The sequence below is a fragment of the Leptospira limi genome (assembly GCF_026151395.1).
Classification (GTDB): domain Bacteria; phylum Spirochaetota; class Leptospiria; order Leptospirales; family Leptospiraceae; genus Leptospira_A; species Leptospira_A limi.
Genome location: NZ_JAMQPV010000001.1, coordinates 769,565 through 791,021, shown reverse-complemented (window position 1 = coordinate 791,021; position 21,457 = coordinate 769,565). Strand labels below are relative to the sequence as shown.

Sequence of the window (21,457 nt, the reverse complement as noted above, 5' to 3'; positions counted from 1 at the left end):
TTTGCGGATAAACCTTGGTTGCGATGGCAGAAGAAAAAATCTATGAAATGCTTTGGGACTGCGAATTTTGCGGTTCTAAAAAGTTACTGGGAAAAACACATAGGCACTGTCCAAATTGTGGAGCCACTCAAGACCCAAACCGAAGGTACTTTCCCAAGGAAGAGGATAAAGTTGCCGTCCAAGACCATATCTATTATGGTGCTGATAAAGTTTGTCCCTTTTGCCAAACTGCGAATGGAGCCAAAGCAACCTTTTGTGGGAATTGTGGTGGTTCATTAGATGGTGCCCAAAATGTAAAACTTCGTTCCGAACAAGATGGTGTCACAGAAGACTCTGTCCAAAAAGCAAAAGAAGATTTGGCATTCCAAAATTCTGAATGGGTCAAACCACATCCCAAAACACCTAAATGGGTTCTTTGGATGCTTGGTTCTATTTTGTTTGGTGGAATCGGTTTTGTATGTTTGGGTATCTTGTGGACTGAAAAAGTCGAACTCCAAGTCACTCACCATGAGTGGTCTCGCACCATTGCCATAGACCAATTCAAGCCAGTATCCGAATCAGATTGGTGTGATTCGATGCCAATGGGAGCCTATAGTGTTTCCAGAAGTCGGCAGATCCGAAGTTATGATAGTATCCCTGATGGCGAAGATTGCCATACAGTTCGTAAGGACAAGGGTGATGGTACTTTTTCCGAAAGTGAAAGTTGTACAACCAAGTATCGAAAAGAACCTGTATATGATTACCATTGTAGTTACCGTATTGATAAATGGGCCTTCGATCGTAATGCAGTAGCAAAAGGATTTGGCACAACACAGGAACCATATTGGCCTACGCCACAAATCAAAGAATGTGCAAGCACTTCCATTGGTTGTGAACGGCTTGGTAAAAAAGAAGAGAAGTATTTGGTTTATTTTGTTGAATCCAGTGGGGAAACCAAAGGTGAAAAACATGACTGTGAGTATGATATGACAAAATGGAAATCAGTTCTACCGAAAGCACAATACCAAACAGAAAAAAGTGTCATTTTTAATTATATCACTTGTGACAGCATACAGATGTTAGATGAAAATGGAACAGAGGAATAAAATGGACCAAACTTGGTTAAAGACAACTTTAGAACGGTTTAAGAATGAACAAGATCCGATTCGGAAGTTTTTAAAAGAAACAAAACTATTTGAAGAGGCACTTGCCAACCAAGAGTTTGAGAAAACAGATTTACTAATCCGAAAGGAACTTGGTGGTTTACTGACAACATTCAAAGAAAGTTTTCGAAAACTGGAAGAAGGTTTTGTTCAAAAAGCCCAAATCCAAAACATCGGTAAAACCAATTCCGCGACAACCCTACTCGATCGAATCATCATGAAAGTGACTTCTGCAGGGTATGGTCTGAATGGACTAGGGACAGGAGTTCAAGCCACTTCCGCTGAAATTGAAAAGGTTCTCAATCACGACTTTTCAATGTTGGAAAAAGTTGGGGTTTTACAAAAAGAAATTTTAGAAACGTTACCAACTTCATTTGCCACAAACCCAGAAGCAGCGATTGAAGCGATTAACAAACTCTTACTCGATTTTGAATCACAATTCGAAGCAAGAAACTCAATCTTTTTAAAAATATAAAATAAGGAACAAAACATGGCACTAATAGATAGAATTAAGTTTGAAGGAAATCCAAGTGAAATCGTTTGGAAATACCCATCTGATGAAATCAGCACGGCGGGACAACTTGTAGTCGATGAAAACCTAGAGGCAATTTTTTTCAAAGAAGGAAAGGCTCTGGATACATTTGGACCTGGAACTCATACTTTAAAAACAGGGAATATCCCCATTTTGGAAGCTCTCGTCAATCTTCCGTTTGGTGGGAAAACACCTTTTACAGCAGAAGTGTATTTTGTAAATAAAGCGATTATGGCCCTAAAATGGGGAACCACCACACCGATTCCACTTGAAGACCCAAAGTATAAAATTGTTCTCAATATACGGGCATTTGGTGATTATAAATTCCGTATCAAAGATTCAAGGTCGTTTTTACTGAATGTAGTCAAGGGTGGAAATCGAACAACCAACGAAGCGATTGATGAATTTCTAAAACCAAATATCGTACGTGGGATTGGTGATTTTATTTCAGAAGTTATTTTGAATAATAATACTTCTGTTGTAGAAATCAATAAATACCGCGATGAGAGTTCAACTGCTGGCCGAGTGAAACTTGCTCCCGAATTTGAAAAGTATGGGATTGATCTTACGGAATTTAACGTATCTTCGGTGAACTTTGACCAAAACGATCCAAACTACCAAAGGATCCAAAAAATCATCACAGACAAATTTGAAATTGATATGTTAGGTGATAAGTACCAACAGAAAAAAATGTTCGATATTGGCCAAGCTGCTGCAGAAAACGAAGGCCAAGGTGGTGGTGCCATGGGTGCAGGAATGGGCATGGGTATGGGTATGAACATGGGCCAAATGATGGGCAATATGATGAACCAAGGTGGACAAAACCAAGCTGGTGGAGCACAAGCAGCTAACGATCCAGCGGCAAGGATTGCGAAACTCAAAGGTTTACTCGACCAAGGCCTCATCAGTGCAGAAGAGTTTGAAACCAAAAAGAAGGAGATCCTTTCTTCTATTTGATCCTACAAATTGCTTTCCTTTAAATTTTCCAATCCTACCTTACAACTCGCTTTGTTTGAGTTAGGTGGGATTGGGAATCTAAATTTACGAAAACAATTGTTTGATTTCGGCTAAGTTGGCTTCTGCTTCTCTTTCCCCTTTATCGATGATCTCTTGGTATCTTGCAAAATCAAATAACTGAAATTCTTCCAAATGGAAATGAACAAATAAATCCATCTTGGGACGTTTGAGTCGAGTGATCTCTCTACCCTCTAAGGTGATGGTCCTTGTCATAATCTGTAAAATGGGTGGGTATTTTAAAGTATCCCAAATATATCGGAAAAAACCTTTTTCAGTGGTATTGCGGTCTTCAAACAGTTTCACTGGGACAATTTCCTGTAAAGGAGAGACGTTAATTCCCATGACAACATCAGCACCTTTGGAACGGATGAGATTTTCAGGGACATTATTGATCATACCACCATCGACTAACAACTTTTCGCCGAGTCGGTATGGTGGGAATGCACCTGGTAAACTCATTGCACTTGTAAGAGCTTCTGTAATTGGACCTTGGTCAAAGATATGTTCTTTTCCTGTTTGTAAATCGACTGCAGACGTAGCAAAAGGAAGTGGAAGTTCTTCAATCCTTTGGTCTCCAAAACCTTTTTTGAGCATTCGTTTCATACGTTTGCCCTTAAAAAAAGCAACCACTGGAAGTGTTGGATCAAATGCACTTTCAAGACCACCAAAGAAATTTTTTATCATCTCTTCGATTTCTTCAGGACTATTTTTCCTTGCATACAATGCAGCAATCACGGCTCCCATGGAAGCACCCGAAACAAAATCAAAATGAATGCCTTCTCTATGTAAGACTTTAAGAAGTCCCACATGGGCAAGTGCTCTTGCTCCTCCACCACCCAAAGAAAGTCCTCTCGTTTTTGAAACTAAGTAACGTGCTAACGTATCTTTTTGGTAAAATGTTTTGAGCGATTGGTCTTGTGGAAGGTAACTTTTTCGCACTCCACTTTCCATCATACGAATGGCACGACCTTCAAAATTACGAATCCGACTTTTCCAAAACTGAATGATCTCTTCTTTTTCTTTGTAAAACTTTTCAGGTTCATCTTCCCAAAATACTAAAAAGTCTGACTGAACAACTAAGTAATGTAAGTCGACTCTAGAAGTGGATTCGTCAAAGTAGATATGAAGAAGAGGTGTTTTATTTCTTAAATTGGAGAGATATTCAGAAATTTGTGTGGGGTCCATTCCCTTAAATGTAGAAATCGGAATGGCAGAAGATAGTTTTTTAGTGACTTCTCCATATTCGTCTAAAAAGGTTTTTACCTTTTCACCAAAATGGTATTCTGGTTCTAAAGGAATATGAACACATAACCTTCGTAAGCCTGTGAATTTATCTTTAGCATTGGATCGGTCTAAATTTTCACGCATCCTTGTTCCCATCATTTGGATGATGTTTTGGGCAAAGATTTTTTCTTGGGATGCAAGTTGGAGGAATAATTTACCGTTTAACACATACACAAGTGTATCAATAACAGCAATGGCGGAAGTAGAATGATTAGAACTGGAAATGAGTGAGTTTTCAGCTAAGACTTGGCCTGAACCTACATTTTCTAAAAGGATTTCCCCATACCGTACGATGTAGATGGATTCCGAAGACTCTCCCTTGTAATAAAGAGCTTCGTGACTTCGGATGAGTTTTTCTTGGACATTGTTGGCAAGTCTTGTCAAAACAGATGTGGGAAGTTTTTTGAAAAGCTCCACAGATTTTAAAAATTTCTGTATCGCTTGTCGCTCTAATTCTGTTCGTTTCATTCTTCCCTCACCTTATTAAATTCGTATACTTACCCACTCCTTTCTACGAAATTTTCCGACAAAAAGCACTGCCATGAGTAAAATCCAAATAAAAAACGCAGACCAGATCCCAATCGTTCCCCATGCTAGGACAATCCCGAATAAATAAGCAAGAGGTAACATGATGAGAAAAGATACTATCAAATAAACATACATCACATAGTACATCATCCCTGCACTTCGAAGTGCTGATCCAACGACCATATGATAGGCATCACCCACTTGGATGAGTGCCACAATGCACAAAGCAGGGTATGCTTCCTTCATAACTGTGGGAACATCGGTAAATAAACTGATGAGCCATGGCCCACCTACGATAAAAAAGAGCCCCATACTTCCCATCACAATTGCTGAGAAAGTGGCAGAGCGCATTGTACCTTCATAAGCCAAACGAATTTTCCCTTGGCCCATCGCTTGGCCAAGAATTGTAGTAGCTGCAATTCCAAAGGAAAAACCTGGCATAAAAGACAAACTAAGACACGTTAACACAACACTCGCGGAAGCTAGTGTTGTTGTGCTGATCATACCAGCAATTTTATAAAAACCAGAGAATGCAAAGTTTACGAGTGTGCCTTCCAATGCAGGTGCAAAACCAACTATACATAGTTCTTTTATAATTTCGTAACTAGGTGAAAATATTTGGTAACGAAAGAACTTGATCACGTCCTTTCGAAAGAAATAAAATACAACAACAAGGAGAGATGGCACCGAACTCAAACTAGATGCAATCGCCGCACCTTTGACTCCCAAAGCAGGGAATCCCCAGTTTCCAAAAATCAGTAACCAGTTAAAAAAGATATTCGTAACAGCAGCGACAATTGAGGATATCATTCCAACTTGTACAATACCAATTCCGTCAAAAAATCCGCGTAAGGCGAATCCAACAAAAAATAAAACTGTTCCGACAAATCGATATGATAAATATACTCCAGCAACCTCGATCACTTCTGGATCATCACCAATCCAAGCCATTAAATTTGGAGCATAAATGTATCCGAAATATGATAATAAAGAACCCAAAACCAATGATAAATAAATTGAATTAACAAGGGTGATTCCAACCCCTCTTTCATTTTTCTCACCAAATCTTCGTGCTACGATGATTTGAACTGCCATGGATCCACCCATGAGAAAAGCAAAAATGGAAAAGTAGACCATACCACCAAATCCGACAGAGGCAAGAGGCACTTCCCCTAACTTACCTACCATAGCAGTATCCGCTACCATAATGGCTGTATAACTGATCATTCCAAAAAAAACAGGGATTGCTAAACTAAGAATTTTCTGATTGAGTCTAGTTGGCTTCAAGATGCGTCTAATTTTGTGAAGCATAGTTTTGTCATTTTTATATGTATATCGATCTACACAACCACCTTTATGGATGTTTACCCCCTGAAACATTGTTTCGAATTGGAAAAAATAACCCTAACCCAAGATGGCATCTATATCTAGAGTCATTTGAAAAAGCATATGGAATTAAAATTCGTCCCTCTACCTTCTTTGATGATTATGCGGACATAAAAGAATTTTCGAAACTATATCATTTTAAAGAAAAAGCCCCATTTTTGCATTTCCAAGCAAAGTTTAATCTGATTATCGCCTTAGTAAAGTTTGATGAAAGGGAAATAACAGAGGTCTCTCATGATGTCGTTTTTTCAAATAGTTTAGAAGACATAGGTTATGCCGAATACCGATTGATGTTTGGAAAAGAAGAGCCTAAAGAAAGTTTTTATACCAAACTAATGGCTTCACTTGAAGGTTTGAAAAAAGGAGAAGAGTCAGCAAAAAAAGCAGGAAAACCGATCCAAGCAAAACTTGTGATGTCTTTACATAGAGATCTAAATTTTGAAAGGCATTATGATTGGATGAAAAACTGGATGGAAAAAGAATCTCTCATTCGAGATGGACTTGTTGGCATTGACTTCTGTCATATTGAAGAAGGATTTCCTCCAAAAGATAAACAATCTTTTTTTCATTCGATCAACAAAGACAACAAAGCAGAACCTAAAACTGCATTGTCGATCCTCTACCACGTAGGCGAAAGTTTTCGAGACAAAACTCCATTTTCTGCAGTACGTTGGATCGTCGAATCGGCTGAATATGGGGCACATCGACTTGGACATGCTCTTGCACTTGGTATTGGTTCTGATTATTTTTTAGGAGAGGAACGCACAGAACTTGTTTCTGAAGCAAAAGACCAAATAGAACACGAACTAATGTTTTATGACGAAATCACCACCTATGGTCCGTTTTATGCAAAAGAAGAACTAGAACTAAAACGAAAAGAAATCAAATCAAAACCTGATACAGAAATAATGACGATTCCTTTTGATGAAACTCAGTCCCAATACCTTCACACCTTTCAAAACTATGCGATGTCAAAAATAGCAAAAACAAATGTTGTGATCGAATGTTGCCCATCTTCGAATTTGTATATAGGAATGTTAGAATCCCATATCGATCATCCTATCACTCGGTTTTTACAAAACGATGTCAAAATTACGATTGGATCGGATGATCCTGGTTTATTTGGTACAACCATGGAAGAAGAATACAACCATGCACATACGGCAGGAGTATCAAAAAAAGACTTAGAGTTGATACGTTCTGTCTCATTGGACTACCGTTCCACGAAACTTTCCGGGCGTGATTTGGATTGACCCTCACAAGGATCAAGTAAACTGGAATGTATGCGGATTTTTTCCCAATTTTTTGTGCCTATGATTGTTTTTACTTTGGTGTTTGGACCCGTTTATGGGCAAACCAAAGAAGGATTTTACGACACAAATAATTATGACCTAAGAAACATCCCAAATTCCGATCCCGAATCAAATATTCTGAAGGATGTCACTCTTCCTCCAAAATTTGAAACACCAGTCCTTGCTACACCTAAAAATGTTAAAACACAATACAGTGGGATCGATTCTATACCAGGAGCGGGTTCCCTAATGAACTCTCGAACCACTGGTAATTCCAGTCAGAATGCATCCAATCCTTATAGTCTGACCAATGCTCAAAATTCTCCGATCAATCCTCTTACCGGTGAAATCAATGAGCAAGCCTTACAAAACCAATTGCAAAAAAGTAGAACCAAACAAGAGTTAAAGAAAAAACAAAAAGAAGAATTTGATGAAGATGCAGTTTATGAAGAAACAAAATTTCGTCGAGGTTACATCATATTCTTCTTAACTTTACCTTTTGCACTTGGCGCATCGGCCGCAGTTGCAGGAGCATTTGCAGTGGAAAAAACAATTGTTGGTAGTATCATTCTTATTGGTGGTTCTACGGGACTTTCTGGTACCAATGTATATCTAGATCAAAAAAGACTCGAAGAACATCGAGAAAAGAAAAAGCAATTAGCAGACGTTAAACCTTGAAGTCCAAACGTATTTTTGTTTTTTTACACCATCTAATTCAATACTTACAAGTCCAAAGATATGAAATTCGTAAATTTTATATGGAATACATTCGGCCGATAGGCAGAGTGTTTTATATTTTTTTTGGTTTTTTATCGGTTACTATTTTAATTTTAGATTTTGGTTTTTATTATCCGGAAGAATGGAAACCATATGTTACTATCTCCATCCGAACTCTCGTCAGTTTTTTTATCTGTTATGAAACTTTACACTTAACTTTTACAAATAAAAAATGGAAGGAATATTTAAACATACATAAGATTGAACTTACCATTTTATTGATGTTAGGTCTAGAAATGATCTATGAAGAAAACATCATTCAAATCTTAAAATCCTATCACATTTCTGGTAATGACACTACATTGATTTTTTTATCAGCAAATCAGTTTTTATTTCTATTTTCCAATTTAGCTCACTTCTTTCGTTTATCCAAAAAAAGAGATTCCAAAAAACTCAACCCATCCATCGTTTTTGTCATTTCTTTTGCATTTATCATTTTTGTTGGAGTGTGTTTTTTACATTTTCCTAAATCAACTCTCGTACATGTAAATACAATCGATATCATATTTACTACGATAAGTGCAACTTGTGTAACAGGATTATCGACGGTTGATATTAGTAGTCAGTTTACACTCACTGGTCAGCTTGTGATTTTACTTCTCATTCAAGTTGGTGGACTAGGACTCATGACTCTAACCAGTTTTTTTTCCATTTTTTTAACTGGAAAAGGTTCCGTAAGTGATACCTTGATGATTAAAGATCTTCTTTCAGAAGAAACAATGGGTCGTGCAAAGGAAATTTTAAAACAAATTACATTACAAACTTTATTCATCGAAATGATTGGTGCTCTATTTCTTTTTTATAGTTTTCCTGAAGACTATCCTCTTCCTTTACCTGAAAAAATTTATTATTCAGTGTTTCATTCGATTTCTGCATTTTGTAATGCTGGTTTTAGTTTAATGCCAAATGGATTGGCAACAGATGCTTTTAAAGAATCGGAAGGGTTTTTATCAGTTATTATGTTACTCATTGTATTTGGTGGTTTGGGTTTTCCCGTTATCTACCAATTAAGAACAAAATTATCAAATCCATTTGATCCTAAGTTTCGCTGGTCAATTACATCTAAACTTGTTTTTTTCGTAACGGGATTCTTACTCTTATTTGGAACAGTAAGTTGTTATTTCCTCGAAAGTCAATTATCCTTAAATGGTTTACCGATTGAGAAACAGATATTTCATTCTTTATTTTATTCGGTGACCACTAGGACAGCTGGTTTCAATACTTTTGATTTATCTTTAATGGGATATCCGATGACATTCATTTCATTTTTTCTAATGTGGGTTGGTGCATCTCCAGTTTCAACTGGTGGAGGGATCAAAACAACTACACTTGCAATCTCATTTATGAATATTAGCAATCAGGTTCGAGGGAAAGAAAAAATGGAAATTGGGCACCGAATGATTGCTCATTCAACAATTGCAAGAGCAAGTGCAACGATTGTCTTATCTTTATTTGTTATTTTTATAGCGATCTTTTGTCTTTTACTTACAGAAAATGCAAATTTTATCGACTTATGTTATGAAGTGGTTTCCGCTTTTGGAACTGTCGGGTTAACAAGAGGTTTGACTCCTCATTTATCGGATTTTGGAAAAATCTTAATTTGTATAGTGATGTTTGTAGGAAGAGTAGGAATCTTAACTCTACTCATTGCCTTTTCTAAGAAAGTAGATCATATTTCTTACGAATATCCAAAAGAATATGTAGTGGTTGGTTGATACTATGCAAAGAAAAAAAATTGCAGTGATTGGAATTGGAAGTTTTGGGAAACTATTTGTTCGTTATCTTTTTGAGGATGGACACGAAGTCATTGCTATAGATAAAGATCCAATCGTTATAGATTCGATAAAAGATTTTGTAACAGTAGCTGTTACTTTGGATGCAACAGATGAACATGCTCTCCGTTCTCAAGGAATTGGCGATGTTGATTATGCTGTAATTGCATTAGCTGACGATTTTGAAACTTCCATCATTTGTGCTGATAGTTTAAAAAAATCTGGAGTTAGTTTAATTTATGCAAGATACCAAACTGATCTTCAAAAAAAAGTATTAGAACTATTAGGTATACACGATTTATTCAATCCGGAAGAAAGAGCAGCAAAAAGTATGGCAGAAACTTTTTCATTTGCAGGAATGCGATCGAGTTTTCTATTATCAGATGAATATAGCGTAGTCGAAGTTACCGTTCCCAAAAGATACATCAACAAAACAATTGCGGATGCAGACCTAAGACACAAATACAACATCAATGTGATTACAATCAAACGACCAACAACAAATAAAGATTCAAAACGCACATCTGATTCAAAAATTGAGAAAATATTAGGGATTCCTCATGGAAATACTGTTCTCCGCGAAGATGACATTGTTGTTTTATTTGGATCCCAAACAGATCTTACAAAATTTTTAGAGACTTAAAAATCAAATGGGTCCAGAAAGAATCATCTGTTTAACAGAAGAACCAACAGAGATGATTTATCTGTTAGGCGAAGAGCGGCGAATTGTAGGAATCTCTGTTTATACGGAAAGGCCTGTCCGTGCCAAAGAAGAAAAAACAAAAGTTTCCGCTTTTATCAGCGGCAATATCAAAAAAATACTCTCTCTTGAATCAGATCTTGTCATTGGATTTTCTGACATCCAAGGCCAACTCGCAAAAGATCTCATTGAACGCGGGTTAAATGTCCTTATTTTCAACCAACGTTCTATCAATGAAATTATCTGCAATATGCAAATCATCGGAAACCTTGTAGGTCAGTCTGAAAAAGCCAAATCCATCACGGATGGCTGGCAGAAACAAATCCAAACATGGCAAAAGGAAAACGAATCCATTTCTAACAAACCCACTGTGTTTTTTCAGGAATGGGACGAACCCATCATCACAGGGATCCAATGGGTAAGCGAAGCCATCGCACTGGCAGGTGGGATTGATAGTTTCTCCCACCTAAAAGATCGCAAATTAGCGAAAGACCGTATCATCCAAGCAAATGATGTAAGAGACGCAAACCCAGACATTTATGTTGGCTCATGGTGTGGGAAGGATATGGACAGGGATTGGGTGAAAAACAAACCCGAATGGCAAACAACAGGTTTTATCCAAAACAACCGAATTTATGAGATGGACCCAAGCATTATATTACAACCAGGCCCTGCTTTATTTTTAGAAGGCATTCCAAAACTCAGAGATCTATTTTCAAAAGCTTAATTACCCTCTTTGTCATCCAGCTGTCATCTAAATGTAACAGAGATATTCTAGATTTGAAACATATCAATCAGATATGGAGACATTCATGAACGTTTCATGTAACCTGGCAAAGAAAAATATCACTTTGTCCTTTGTGATCGCACTTATCACAATTTTTACAATTGTTGGAAAAATCGAAGCACAAGCGAATCCTACAACACCTAGCACAGAAACTACGCAAACAACGGAAGCACCACAGGAAACCCCTGCACCAGTAGCACAAGCACCAGAACAAACTCCTACGCAAGATTCAGAAATCGGACTCGTAAAATTATTTGTAACTGGTGGATGGTCCATGTGGCCACTCTTACTTTCTTCTATTGTTGGTTTCGGAGTGATCCTCGAAAGGATGTACTTTTTCTTCACCGCAAAATTAATTAGAAAAGGTTACAACCAAGACTTACAAGATGCCATTGATGCTTCTGGTATGCAAGGTGTTGATGAATTCTTAAAAGCAAACGAAGGCCAAAAAATCACTGACGTATTAAAAAATGGAATGGAAGTTTCTCAAAACGATCCTGAAATTTTTGCTGCTGGTATCGAAAGAGAAGCAGGTGAAGTGATGACACTTTTAGAAAAAGGACTCACTGTTCTTTCTGCAGTATCAACCATTGCACCACTTGTTGGATTCCTTGGAACTGTATCTGGTATGATCAATGCATTCGATGCAATAGCAAATGCTGACCAAGTAAACGCAAAGGTAGTTGCTGGTGGTATCAAAGAAGCCCTCATTACAACTGCTGCTGGTCTTATCGTTGCGATTCCTGCAATGACATTCTACCAATACTTACAAGGCCGAGTTGGTTTTTTTACATCTGAAGTAGAAGAAGCAGCAAACAAAATCTACAAAGAATACTTAAAACTTAAAGCCGGAAAAAAAGCTTAAAACATACGGTAAGAAACTAACCATGATTAAGTTAAAGAAAAAACAAGAACTAGAGGAAATTTCGGCAGCATCCATGTCGGATATTGCCTTTCTACTCTTGGTATTTTTTATGGTAACAGCAGTATTCTTTGTAAAGGAAGGATTGAATATTTCCCTTCCACGCAAACAATCCGAACCACAGCCATTTTTACGTAAAAATGTATATGAAATTTTAGTCACACAAGACAGATACAAGATGCGTAACCCAGCTTTTGGAACCAAAGAATATGTTAGTTTACAAGAATTTCGTGATGACCTGAACCAAATGGAAATCCCAGATCTTAAAAACAAACTAGCACTCATTGTTACAACCGGTGATACCAAATATGCAAAGATGTTGGATGCTTTATCAGCAGTGCAACTTCGCGGATTTGAAAAAATCTCAGTGAGAAAGAAGAAATAATATGTTACGAAGAAAGAGAGTCGCACCTTCAGTTCCAGTAAGTTCGATGGCAGACATTGCCTTCTTACTTCTCGTGTTCTTTATGGTAACCTCCGTACTAGATTCCGATCCTGACCTTCCTATTAATTTACCAGATGTTCCTGGTGGAGAGCAGTTAAACAAAAAGATCGCCAATCTTTACTTAACGGCAGATGAAAAAAGAACTGTTTATTTCAATTCAGTGAAGATGGAATTAAACGAAGCGATGAGTGAAATCAGAGCCAAAATTTCCACAACACCTGATCTTAAGGTTTTGATCCATGCCGACCAAGACTTAACTTATGAAGAATTAGACAATGTTTTTGAAACTCTCCGAGAGATTGGTGCCTTAAAGGTTTCTCTTGTTACCAAGACCACCCAAGGTGGCGGATTAAAAGGTAAGTAACGTGAGCGGAACAGTTGTTACACAAAAAAGATCCAAACGAGAAAGAATCCATAGATTCATTGATCGTTACCGTATGGAAACGGGTCTTGGAATTTCTGCCGTTATACAGGCGTTAATCATACTTTTTTGGTTCACACCTCATTTGGAAACTGATAGTTTGGATGATCTTGTGGAAGAAGTTGCCTTTATCGACAACGTCCAAATCCAAGAACCCACAACCGATTCCAAACCAACTGATGGTGACTTTGATCTAACTGACAAAGAGAAAGAAGAAAAAAAAGAAGACCCACGTATCGCAGGAGCCTCTGATCCAATTGTATCTGGAGCTACCTCACCAGTTGATTTATCACCGAATGTGCGCCCCGAATATACTTCTGATGCAAAAGCTTTAGGTGTGACGGGAACCATGACATTAGAAGTGATCATCTCCAATACAGGGGAAGTACTTCGTGTTAGATCCGTAGGTAAACAGTTAGGTGGTGGATTGGAAGAAGAAGCGATTAAAGTCTATCGCAGAAAACGTTTTTCCCCATCCGTATTAGAAGGAAAACCAATTACTGTAAAAGTACTGGTTCCAATTCGTTTTACGTTGAATTAAAAGGAAAGCCACTGGTAAAATTGAGTAGTGGCTTTTTTTATCATTATTGGCCTAAATGTGATGATCAGATTAGATTGATCATTATCACTTGAATTGCTTTGTCTCCCAATCTTGGATGATTTCAACTTTCATTTGATTCATGATTTTAAACCTTAAGGATGAATAGCCAAAATATAAATCTTTATACCGTATAGCTTCATAAGTATTTTCATCTTCCTTTCTAAGGTAATCTATATCTCCGCTTAAATGAAAACAATTCTTTCAAATTGGACTTATTGAATATTCCAAGAAACATAAATTTTCGGAAAAGGCGAGGTAATAAAAAAAGCGACCATCATCAAAATTGTTTAATTGTACCAAGTAGTCATCTTGTAATGATTTTTTGTCTTCAATAACTGCATAATCTTTGAAACATTTTTCTGTGTCTTTTTGCAAAATGAATAATTCTTTTGATAGTGTCCCCATCCCAAAGAATAATTTGGAACTCAGATAACCAACATTCCATTCGTGATTAAAATCAATCTGGTTGATTACATTTAAATTTACATCTAGACAACTATTTTTACGTCTATTTGATACTAGAATCCTGTTATCATAAAGAAATATTTGCATGGATGAATCAGTATCCATTTGAAATTTACTCATAATTTCCCCATTTTATTTACCTTTAGTAACTCACCTCCATACCCATCATTTTCAGATCCAACACTACCGAAACGAAGAACATATATATCTTTCCCAGATCCTTGGAAAATTCCAATATATCTCTCCCCTTTATCTTCCGAGCAATTTACATTATCTATTTTATTATAGTTTAAATCTTTTTTCTCACCAATTATATGAATTCTACAACCATCAGCGACTAATAAGGTCTCATCTCCAATGGTCAAAAATTTGCTACCTCGATTTGATCTTATTGCGGATAAATCATTATATTCACCGATGTGGATCAATTCTTGATTCTTTCCTATTATAAAAAAATCATCTATCGTATCATAATCTTGCATAATTCCGTTTAATAAATTTCTATTGATTTTTGCCCTTTTCAATACGACTACTTGATTCTGGCTTGAAACATAATATTTATCAAAAGGTATGTAGACTACTCCCTCTGCTCTTATCGTTCCGCAGTTAAGCAGAAATAGAAAAAGAAACGTCTTTAATATTTTCATATACATTCGAGTTACCATAAAATTAAAAAGATTATAATCTTACACTTTCATTTTGAACGCCAAATCATTTCATCAATCCAATACTTACCGTTCGTTTCTAACCTTCGATACCTGTTGCAACCACTTGGCCAACTCATCCTCTTTCATCGAACCATCTGCTACTTTTAAAATCGTGATCACAACGTCTTCTTCCGAAGTGTCTATCAGGTAACCATTCATCGCAAGGAATACATACATCAAAAGAAACGATGTTCTTTTGTTTCCATCCATAAAGGGGTGATTTTTAGCGATGCCAATTCCAAGGGATGCTGTGAGTTCGAAAATCGAAGATTCTGGCTTGTAATGCCACTGGTTCTTTGGTCGATCCAAAGCCGATTCAAGTAAACCTATATCACGAGTGCCTAATGCACCACCGTGTTGTTTGATTTGGTCTAAATGGATTGCTTCTGCAATGTTTCGGTTTAACCACTTAGGTTCCCGTTTCATTTCGCCAATTCTTTCAAGGCATTCCGATATTTTTTAGAAGCGTCTTGGTACAATTCCATGGCTGATTCAAACTCAGGATCATAGGGAGACAAAAGGATGCCGTTTTCTGTTTCAACAAGAAAGACAGTGTCCCCTTCATGGAGGTTGTATTTTTCCAAAATGATTTTTGGGATGGTTGCACCAGATGAATTCCCAATTGCGCGAATCGTCGTTTTTTTGACAGCTGAACTATCCATGGTTATAACATTAGTAATAACAAAAAAGGATTCAATCGATTTTTGGGGTATTTACAATTTAATCTTCGATTCGCGTTTTCCAAATGCAATCATCTAAGATTTGTTTGGGGCGAATCCACCACTGTTCCAGTGGTGGACCGGGCTCTACGCTTCAATCTGCAAGGAATGCAGGATTTCCGCTACGATCCCTTTCGCAAACAGGTTTAAGGAACTTACTTCCCAGGCTCCGGTAATTCTAACACCTTATCTACTTCTTCCATAGGTTTCACAGGAATTTCGATTTTTTCGATTCGGATTTCATGTACAAAATCTCCATCTTCAAATTTATCTAAGATGGAAATCCTTCTTGGGTATTGTTGGTTGTTCCATGGTTCATAAAATCCATATTTTAAAACACCTTGGTAAAATCCGAATAATTCTCGGTAGGTAAATTCCATCCATTCCAAAGCACCACTTTTTTTCTCAAAGTATCCTACATATTGATCCGTATCAGGATTGGCATTCATCTGCACTGATGTGAAATAAACTACTTCGTAACTTTGATTTAACTTCTCTTTTGTGCCTGCATATTGGATAATTGAGTAATCTTTTAATCGCCATGGCAAAGTGAGATAAAGGCGTAATGATTCTAAATAGATTCTAACTTCCGTATCATCGCTATACACCTTACCAGTGTCAGCTGCGATTTGGTAGGTGGTTTTTTTTTCTAATCCATAAATCAGGCCTTTTTTTTCTCCGCCAAGAAACTCAACCTGCATGGCATCTGCTTCAAAATCAAGATGCACTCGCATCCTCACTTCAGGCTCTTTGATGGGAGTAAAAAAACGAACAAAGTTAGAATGCCAAACATCCTTAATGGTAAATTGAACTTGTTTGTATTGTTTCCAATCACCAGGGGTTAATTCTTTGATGGGTGGGTTCGTAACAACTGCTAGGCCTTTCTTTTTCAATTCCAAATCCACTTTGTCATATGACAAATGAGGTGGTCTTAAGTCTGCTGTGCCACAAGAAACAAATAAAACGAGAGAAAATAGGATCAGAAAATTAGAACGAAACATAAAGGTAACTTGCATCATAAATAGAAAGATGTCAATAGGGAAAGTGAAAGGAAGTAAACCTTATGACAAAGGTTCATTCACATTTCATATGCATCTTACATTGTTAGACTGGATATGGTTAATCAGTTGGAAGTGATTGGGGAAAGAATGAGTTGAAAAAACAAAGAAGAAAGAAGAGAAAAGGCCGGAGATCCGACCCTCTCTTTGTAAATGATGATTATGCTTTTGCAGCACCTGTTTTTTTGATCGATTCTGCAACTTCATTGATTTTTGCTTTTACAGATTCAATTTTTCCTTCAGGCATTTTTGCTTTGATTTCTTCAGCAATTTTGTTGTAGTTTTCTACGATTTTAGAACGAGTTTCGTCGTAGTTTTTTCCAGCAACACTAGAGAATTCTTTAATGTCTGTTAGGATTTTGTCCACAGATTGGCGGATTTTTACTGATTCCTCAGTATTGTCCAAAGCACCTTTAGAAACTAACTCATTGTAAGTAGATTCCAATTGTGTTTTTGCTTTTTCTAAACCTTCTTTTCCAGATTGAAAAAGACCGATTCCAGCGTTAAGAATGTCCATGATTTGTTTTTCCATAATTTAGCTCCTGGTTTTCACCTATTTGTGCAATGCACAATACAGTTATGTGCGTTGCACAAATTTAAACAAGTATTTTTTCTAGGGTAGATCGTTTTTTTTGAAAATTTTTTCAGATCTCGGAGGAGGCTCTAAACGAAAGGAATCACCAGGTTTAGATTTCTAAAGCACTGATAGGTTCTTTTTGTTGGGCCATGATGGATTCCAAAAACTTCACGTATGCTTCGCGACCAGGGTATTCCACTTGGTTGACACCGGTTTTGACAGCAGCTTCCGCCACGGCAGGTGCTACATGGTATAACACGCGTTCGTCTAAAGGTTTTGGAATGATGTAATCTTCCCCAAATCGAATTTCCAATTGGTTATACGCTTCACATACTTCAACAGGAACAGGGATTTTTGTGAGTTCACTGAGAGCATATGCGGCGGCTAATTTCATTTCCATGTTTACCACTTTTGCACGGACATCAAGTGCCCCACGAAAGATAAAAGGAAACCCGAGTACGTTATTCACTTGGTTAGGATAATCACTGCGACCCGTTGCCATGATGAGGTCTGGTCTTGCACGTTTTGCATCTGGATAAGGAATTTCAGGGTCTGGATTGGCAAGAGCAAACATCACAGGTTTCTCAGCCATTGTTTTCACCATCGCTTCTGTCACAACGTTAGCAACAGAAACTCCAATGAATAGATCGGTTCCAGGAAAAATATCTTCTAGTGTTTCTGCTTCTGTGTTACGAACAAATGGAAGTTTTGATTCATGTAAATTGGTACGTTTGTGATTGATAACACCACGAGAATCTAACATAAAAATAGATTCGTGTCTCACTCCAATATGAGTTAACATCTCTGCAATGGATATGGCTGCAGCCCCTGCACCATTGATAACAACTTTTAAATTTTCTGCTTTTTTACCAGTAATCACAAGTGAATTGAGAAGTGCCGCAGTGGATATAATTGCGGTTCCATGTTGGTCATCATGGAAGACTGGGATCTTCATACTTTGGTCCAAAGTTTTTTCAATGTGAAAACATTCCGGAGCACGGATGTCTTCCAAATTGATCCCACCAAACGTTGGTTCGAGGGCTTTTACAATGGTGATGAATTTTTCAGGATCTGTTTCGTTGATTTCAATATCAAACACATCGATGCCTGCGAATTTTTTAAATAAGACTGCTTTTCCTTCCATCACTGGTTTCCCAGCGGAAGCTCCAATATTGCCAAGACCCAAAATGGCAGTTCCATTGGTGATGATCCCAACTAAATTTCCACGGTTGGTATATTCATAAACGAGATCAGGTTGTTTTTCAATTTCAAGGCAAGGGTATGCGACACCAGGTGAGTATGCCAGTGACAGGTCATAACTGTTCTCCGTTGGTTTTGTCGGAACTACTTTGGTTTTTCCTTTCGGAAACCTAGAGTGATACTCAAGCGCGTGATTTTTCATGGTCTATTTTCCCATGATTTATGATTCAATGGAAAATCCTAGAATAAATTGAGGGTGTAACCCTTCAAAAAAGGTTGTCAGTGGTTCTCTGTCCCTTTAGATAAAGTCCTCACCTTTGGCGTGAGGAGGGTATTTTGGAACTGGTTGGCGAATTTTTTGGAACTGCTGTTTTGATTTTATTAGGGGATGGAGTTGTCGCAGGTGTTTTATTAGAAAAATCCAAAGCCAAAGATGGTGGTTGGATAACCATCACCTCTGCTTGGGCTTTGGCTGTTTGTTTTGGAGTCCTTGTGGCAAAATCACTCGGAAGTCCCGGAGCCCACTTGAATCCAGCAGTGACTCTCTCTGTTTGTATCCAGTCGGGTGATTATTCGATCTTATTACCCTATAGCATCGCTCAAGTCGCAGGTGCTGCCCTCGGAGCCTCTCTTGTGTACTTACATTACCTTCCCCATTGGAAAGAAACAAAAGACTCGGGGAAAATCTTGGCCGTCTTTTCGACGGAACCTGCCATCAAACACACTCTTTCCAATGTGATCAGTGAAGGATTTGGAACTTTCCTTCTCATCCTTGGAATCCATGCAATCTTTTCTCCCGCAAACGGTGGGGCAAATGGAATTGCGGGTACGGGTTTTGTCGCCCTTCTCGTTTGGGCGATTGGACTTTCCATGGGAGGAACCACTGGGTATGCGATTAACCCTGCTCGTGACTTAGGCCCAAGGATCATTCACACCATTCTTCCCATACCCAATAAAGGAAATTCAGGTTGGAAATATGCATGGCTTCCCGTAGTGATTCCGTTAGTTGGCGCGGGAATTGCGGCTTTGCTGATTCGATATTTTATTTTCTAAATCTGATAAAGAAGTCACAATTACTATGCTTGTGAAACTCTAAAGTTAGATCCTAATAATCAGTATGTGTTAGAGTTTTTATTATGAATAAAATTCAAACATTCTTATAGATTTTCTTTTAATGACGAAATTTAATAAATTATCGATTTTGAATTTGTTGGAATGTAACACAGGCATTGATGGAATCCATTTTTCCAGATTGTAAATCCGAACAAGTCATGGCCATTACCAACTTGTGACATTCTACGTAAGACGATTGGATTAACTTAGGATCGTTACCTATCAATTTGTATGCATTACTTTCACGGAATCGTTTTTGGCAGTTTGATTCTTCCAATCGACCTTCCGTAAATTTTTTTAAATTTTCAGGAATTGATTTCCATTCTGTGTCGGCACATTCACGAAATTTTTTACATAATTCAGATGTTAAACCCAAGGATTCATTTTGCCATTCAATGTGATTGATACCTTTTTCTTTTTTGCAAGTTACAAAGAGTAACAACAATAGACATAAACTTGCAAATTGTTTCAAATTGATTCGGTGTTTTGTGACAATTAAGATTGGATTCATTGTGTTATGCCTATAAAGATTCTGATACAAAAATGATTTGGAACTGCTTTGCTATCGTTTTATTCTTTCTAAAATTGAAAAGAAAATTTGTTAACATTTTCTATCATTTCGCATTCTCTACTGTTTCTTTTTTTCGAATTAAAATTTCGATCCGTTCTTCATTCGCTTTTTTTTCAGGTGTGTCGGAAGTTTTAGATTTTTGAAACATCGCATAACCTTGTACAGATACTTTTTCCTTTGGAATTCCGTATTCGTTTACCAACTTTTCAGCGAGTAAGGAAGCACGATTGGAATGATAATCCCAAGAGTTTTGGAATTTGGATTTATCAATTTGTGATTCGTAAGGAATATGAACACGAACAACAATATCAATATCCATTCCTTTGGATAAAATAGCCAACTGTTCAAAGGCAAATTTGAGATCGGGATCGGTTTTGAGTACGTCATCCGAAGCTAGGTCGGAACCGGCAAATGTTAATTTTAGCTCTTCTGTTTCAGCAAGGCCCAGTTTTAATTTTGCCTTTTCTTTAAGAGTTTTAAGTGCAAAACCAATTCTTTCCCAAAGTCGAAATACTTCCGATTTTGGTACCATCGTATCATCTTCTAAAATCCCTGAACCACCATCAAGAAGTGCACCTACGGAACTTACATTCAATCCAAATCCTAGTTTGATGTCTTTAGCCACTTCGTTCAATCGTTTGGAATCTACTTTACTCACGGCATAAAGAATGATGAACAATCCCAATAGAAGTGTAATCATATCAGCATAGGTTAACAACCAACGATCGTGAGCTTCTACATGTTCTTCTTCTTTGGAAACAAAACGGGATCGTCTTCTCATAATTCCTCTTTAAGAGATGGAAAGGCTTGGAATAAAAAATCCCACTCTTTCTCTTTGACCAAAACATAAAATTCGTCGAATAACGTCTGATTGACGGGCAAAGTTGCATAATAACCTTGTTCTACTTTTTTAAAAAGTGGGTATACACCAAGTAGTTTAGACATCATCGCAGCAGGTTTGATGATATAAGCACTAACAGGTTTATGCGCAAGTTCGTAAAATTTTTTTAAATTGAACAGTACCACTTCTAATTGTTTTTTACGAAGTTCTCGTTTGTCCAATTCGCAAAACAATTGAAAGTATTCGTCTTGGCTAATTTCGTTTCCATAGACCCAACCTTTTTTTAATAAAAGTTTTGCCATTTGGATATCTAATTCATCTGTAATTGAGTTTAATTCCATCAACCTTTCGATACTTTCACGAGTGCCTTCTTTTAGCATGTTTTTCACTTTGTCATAAGTTTGGAATGCTAAGTTTTCCCATTCTTCCTTACCATCCAAATTATATACCGTTTCAAAGAAAAACTTTGCCATAGCAATTGTTTCTGCTCTGTGGAAAAAATCAGTATAAAACAACTGAAATCGTTCCACTTGGACTCGAACAATTTCTCGCCTCGCTACTAAGATTTCCTCTGTGATTTTGTTTGATTTCATCTCAAAA

At 37.3% G+C, this 21,457-nt stretch carries 25 protein-coding genes; 13 read left to right on the top strand and 12 right to left on the bottom strand.

Translation table 11 applies throughout. The features are described 5' to 3' along the window. The first annotated feature begins 14 nt into the window (after positions 1-14). From ND812_RS03700 to ND812_RS03690, 3 genes are read left to right on the top strand one after another with little or no spacing between them, the layout of a single operon-like run. On the top strand, positions 15-1,085 hold the full coding sequence (locus ND812_RS03700) for a zinc ribbon domain-containing protein (protein WP_322113641.1): 1,071 nt from the start codon (positions 15-17) through the stop codon (positions 1,083-1,085). Between the two features lies 1 nt (position 1,086). Continuing rightward, the gene (locus ND812_RS03695) at positions 1,087-1,617 is read left to right on the top strand and encodes an LIMLP_15305 family protein (protein ID WP_265374328.1); all 531 of its coding nucleotides are present in this window, start codon (positions 1,087-1,089) and stop codon (positions 1,615-1,617) included. A gap of 15 nt (positions 1,618-1,632) precedes the next feature. After that, entirely contained in the window at positions 1,633-2,631 is a 999-nt protein-coding gene (locus tag ND812_RS03690) for an SPFH domain-containing protein (protein WP_265374327.1), read from the top strand. 84 nt (positions 2,632-2,715) lie between these two features. On the opposite strand, the gene ND812_RS03685 is transcribed toward ND812_RS03690, so the two are convergent. Beyond that, positions 2,716-4,443, bottom strand: a complete 1,728-nt coding sequence (locus ND812_RS03685; RefSeq protein ID WP_265374326.1) for a patatin-like phospholipase family protein — start codon at positions 4,441-4,443, stop codon at positions 2,716-2,718. A gap of 15 nt (positions 4,444-4,458) precedes the next feature. Next, positions 4,459-5,790, bottom strand: coding sequence for an MATE family efflux transporter (locus tag ND812_RS03680; RefSeq protein ID WP_265374325.1), 1,332 nt, complete (start codon positions 5,788-5,790; stop codon positions 4,459-4,461). 41 nt (positions 5,791-5,831) lie between these two features. On the opposite strand from ND812_RS03680, the gene ND812_RS03675 reads away from it, so the two are divergent. The 9 genes from ND812_RS03675 to ND812_RS03635 all read left to right on the top strand — a co-directional run bounded on the left by ND812_RS03675 (position 5,832) and on the right by ND812_RS03635 (position 13,546). Beyond that, on the top strand, positions 5,832-7,142 hold the full coding sequence (locus ND812_RS03675; RefSeq protein ID WP_265374324.1) for an amidohydrolase family protein: 1,311 nt from the start codon (positions 5,832-5,834) through the stop codon (positions 7,140-7,142). Positions 7,143-7,172: 30 nt separating this feature from the next. Beyond that, complete coding sequence (locus tag ND812_RS03670; protein ID WP_265374323.1) at positions 7,173-7,859, top strand: hypothetical protein; 687 nt, start codon at positions 7,173-7,175, stop codon at positions 7,857-7,859. Continuing rightward, positions 7,856-9,673 carry a TrkH family potassium uptake protein gene (locus ND812_RS03665; protein ID WP_265374322.1) on the top strand — a complete coding sequence of 606 codons (1,818 nt, stop codon included), beginning with the start codon at positions 7,856-7,858 and terminating at the stop codon, positions 9,671-9,673. The genes ND812_RS03670 and ND812_RS03665 overlap by 4 nt, the downstream gene beginning before the upstream one ends. Before the next feature lie 4 nt (positions 9,674-9,677). After that, positions 9,678-10,373, top strand: a complete 696-nt coding sequence (locus tag ND812_RS03660) for a potassium channel family protein (RefSeq protein ID WP_265374321.1) — start codon at positions 9,678-9,680, stop codon at positions 10,371-10,373. 7 nt (positions 10,374-10,380) lie between these two features. Next, the gene (locus tag ND812_RS03655) at positions 10,381-11,157 is read left to right on the top strand and encodes a cobalamin-binding protein (RefSeq protein WP_265374320.1); all 777 of its coding nucleotides are present in this window, start codon (positions 10,381-10,383) and stop codon (positions 11,155-11,157) included. Positions 11,158-11,242: 85 nt separating this feature from the next. Beyond that, positions 11,243-12,082 carry a MotA/TolQ/ExbB proton channel family protein gene (locus ND812_RS03650; RefSeq protein ID WP_108960242.1) on the top strand — a complete coding sequence of 280 codons (840 nt, stop codon included), beginning with the start codon at positions 11,243-11,245 and terminating at the stop codon, positions 12,080-12,082. Between the two features lie 22 nt (positions 12,083-12,104). Beyond that, positions 12,105-12,524 carry an ExbD/TolR family protein gene (locus ND812_RS03645; protein WP_108960243.1) on the top strand — a complete coding sequence of 140 codons (420 nt, stop codon included), beginning with the start codon at positions 12,105-12,107 and terminating at the stop codon, positions 12,522-12,524. A 1-nt stretch (position 12,525) separates the two neighbouring features. After that, a complete protein-coding gene (locus tag ND812_RS03640; protein ID WP_015677138.1) occupies positions 12,526-12,948 on the top strand; it encodes an ExbD/TolR family protein in 423 nt (140 codons plus the stop codon). A gap of 1 nt (position 12,949) precedes the next feature. Continuing rightward, complete coding sequence (locus ND812_RS03635; protein WP_265374319.1) at positions 12,950-13,546, top strand: energy transducer TonB; 597 nt, start codon at positions 12,950-12,952, stop codon at positions 13,544-13,546. 261 nt (positions 13,547-13,807) lie between these two features. On the opposite strand, the gene ND812_RS03630 is transcribed toward ND812_RS03635, so the two are convergent. The 7 genes from ND812_RS03630 to ND812_RS03600 form a co-directional block, all read right to left on the bottom strand. Next, positions 13,808-14,191 (bottom strand): hypothetical protein, encoded by a 384-nt coding sequence (locus ND812_RS03630; protein ID WP_265374318.1) that lies wholly within the window; start codon positions 14,189-14,191, stop codon positions 13,808-13,810. After that, positions 14,188-14,718: a hypothetical protein gene (locus ND812_RS03625; RefSeq protein ID WP_265374317.1), complete on the bottom strand. Its 531-nt coding sequence runs from the start codon at positions 14,716-14,718 to the stop codon at positions 14,188-14,190. Before ND812_RS03625 ends, ND812_RS03630 begins: the two co-directional genes overlap by 4 nt. 84 nt (positions 14,719-14,802) lie before the next feature. After that, the gene (locus tag ND812_RS03620) at positions 14,803-15,204 is read right to left on the bottom strand and encodes a type II toxin-antitoxin system death-on-curing family toxin (protein ID WP_265374316.1); all 402 of its coding nucleotides are present in this window, start codon (positions 15,202-15,204) and stop codon (positions 14,803-14,805) included. Beyond that, positions 15,201-15,440 carry an AbrB/MazE/SpoVT family DNA-binding domain-containing protein gene (locus ND812_RS03615; protein ID WP_265374315.1) on the bottom strand — a complete coding sequence of 80 codons (240 nt, stop codon included), beginning with the start codon at positions 15,438-15,440 and terminating at the stop codon, positions 15,201-15,203. Before ND812_RS03615 ends, ND812_RS03620 begins: the two co-directional genes overlap by 4 nt. 212 nt (positions 15,441-15,652) lie before the next feature. Next, positions 15,653-16,498, bottom strand: a complete 846-nt coding sequence (locus ND812_RS03610; protein WP_265374314.1) for an LBF_0142 family lipoprotein — start codon at positions 16,496-16,498, stop codon at positions 15,653-15,655. 217 nt (positions 16,499-16,715) lie between these two features. Further along, positions 16,716-17,087, bottom strand: coding sequence for a phasin-related domain-containing protein (locus tag ND812_RS03605; protein ID WP_015677288.1), 372 nt, complete (start codon positions 17,085-17,087; stop codon positions 16,716-16,718). Positions 17,088-17,241: 154 nt separating this feature from the next. Beyond that, entirely contained in the window at positions 17,242-18,534 is a 1,293-nt protein-coding gene (locus ND812_RS03600; protein ID WP_265374313.1) for a malic enzyme-like NAD(P)-binding protein, read from the bottom strand. 134 nt (positions 18,535-18,668) lie between these two features. Between ND812_RS03600 and ND812_RS03595 the strand changes: the two genes are divergently transcribed. Continuing rightward, on the top strand, positions 18,669-19,385 hold the full coding sequence (locus tag ND812_RS03595; RefSeq protein WP_265374312.1) for an MIP/aquaporin family protein: 717 nt from the start codon (positions 18,669-18,671) through the stop codon (positions 19,383-19,385). 139 nt (positions 19,386-19,524) lie between these two features. On the opposite strand, the gene ND812_RS03590 is transcribed toward ND812_RS03595, so the two are convergent. The 3 genes from ND812_RS03590 to ND812_RS03580 form a co-directional block, all read right to left on the bottom strand. Then, on the bottom strand, positions 19,525-19,956 hold the full coding sequence (locus tag ND812_RS03590; protein WP_265374311.1) for an LA_2478/LA_2722/LA_4182 family protein: 432 nt from the start codon (positions 19,954-19,956) through the stop codon (positions 19,525-19,527). Between the two features lie 103 nt (positions 19,957-20,059). Further along, the gene (locus tag ND812_RS03585; RefSeq protein ID WP_265374310.1) at positions 20,060-20,797 is read right to left on the bottom strand and encodes a flagellar motor protein MotB; all 738 of its coding nucleotides are present in this window, start codon (positions 20,795-20,797) and stop codon (positions 20,060-20,062) included. Further along, the gene (locus ND812_RS03580) at positions 20,794-21,450 is read right to left on the bottom strand and encodes an FFLEELY motif protein (RefSeq protein WP_265374309.1); all 657 of its coding nucleotides are present in this window, start codon (positions 21,448-21,450) and stop codon (positions 20,794-20,796) included. Before ND812_RS03580 ends, ND812_RS03585 begins: the two co-directional genes overlap by 4 nt. Positions 21,451-21,457: the final 7 nt, after the last annotated feature.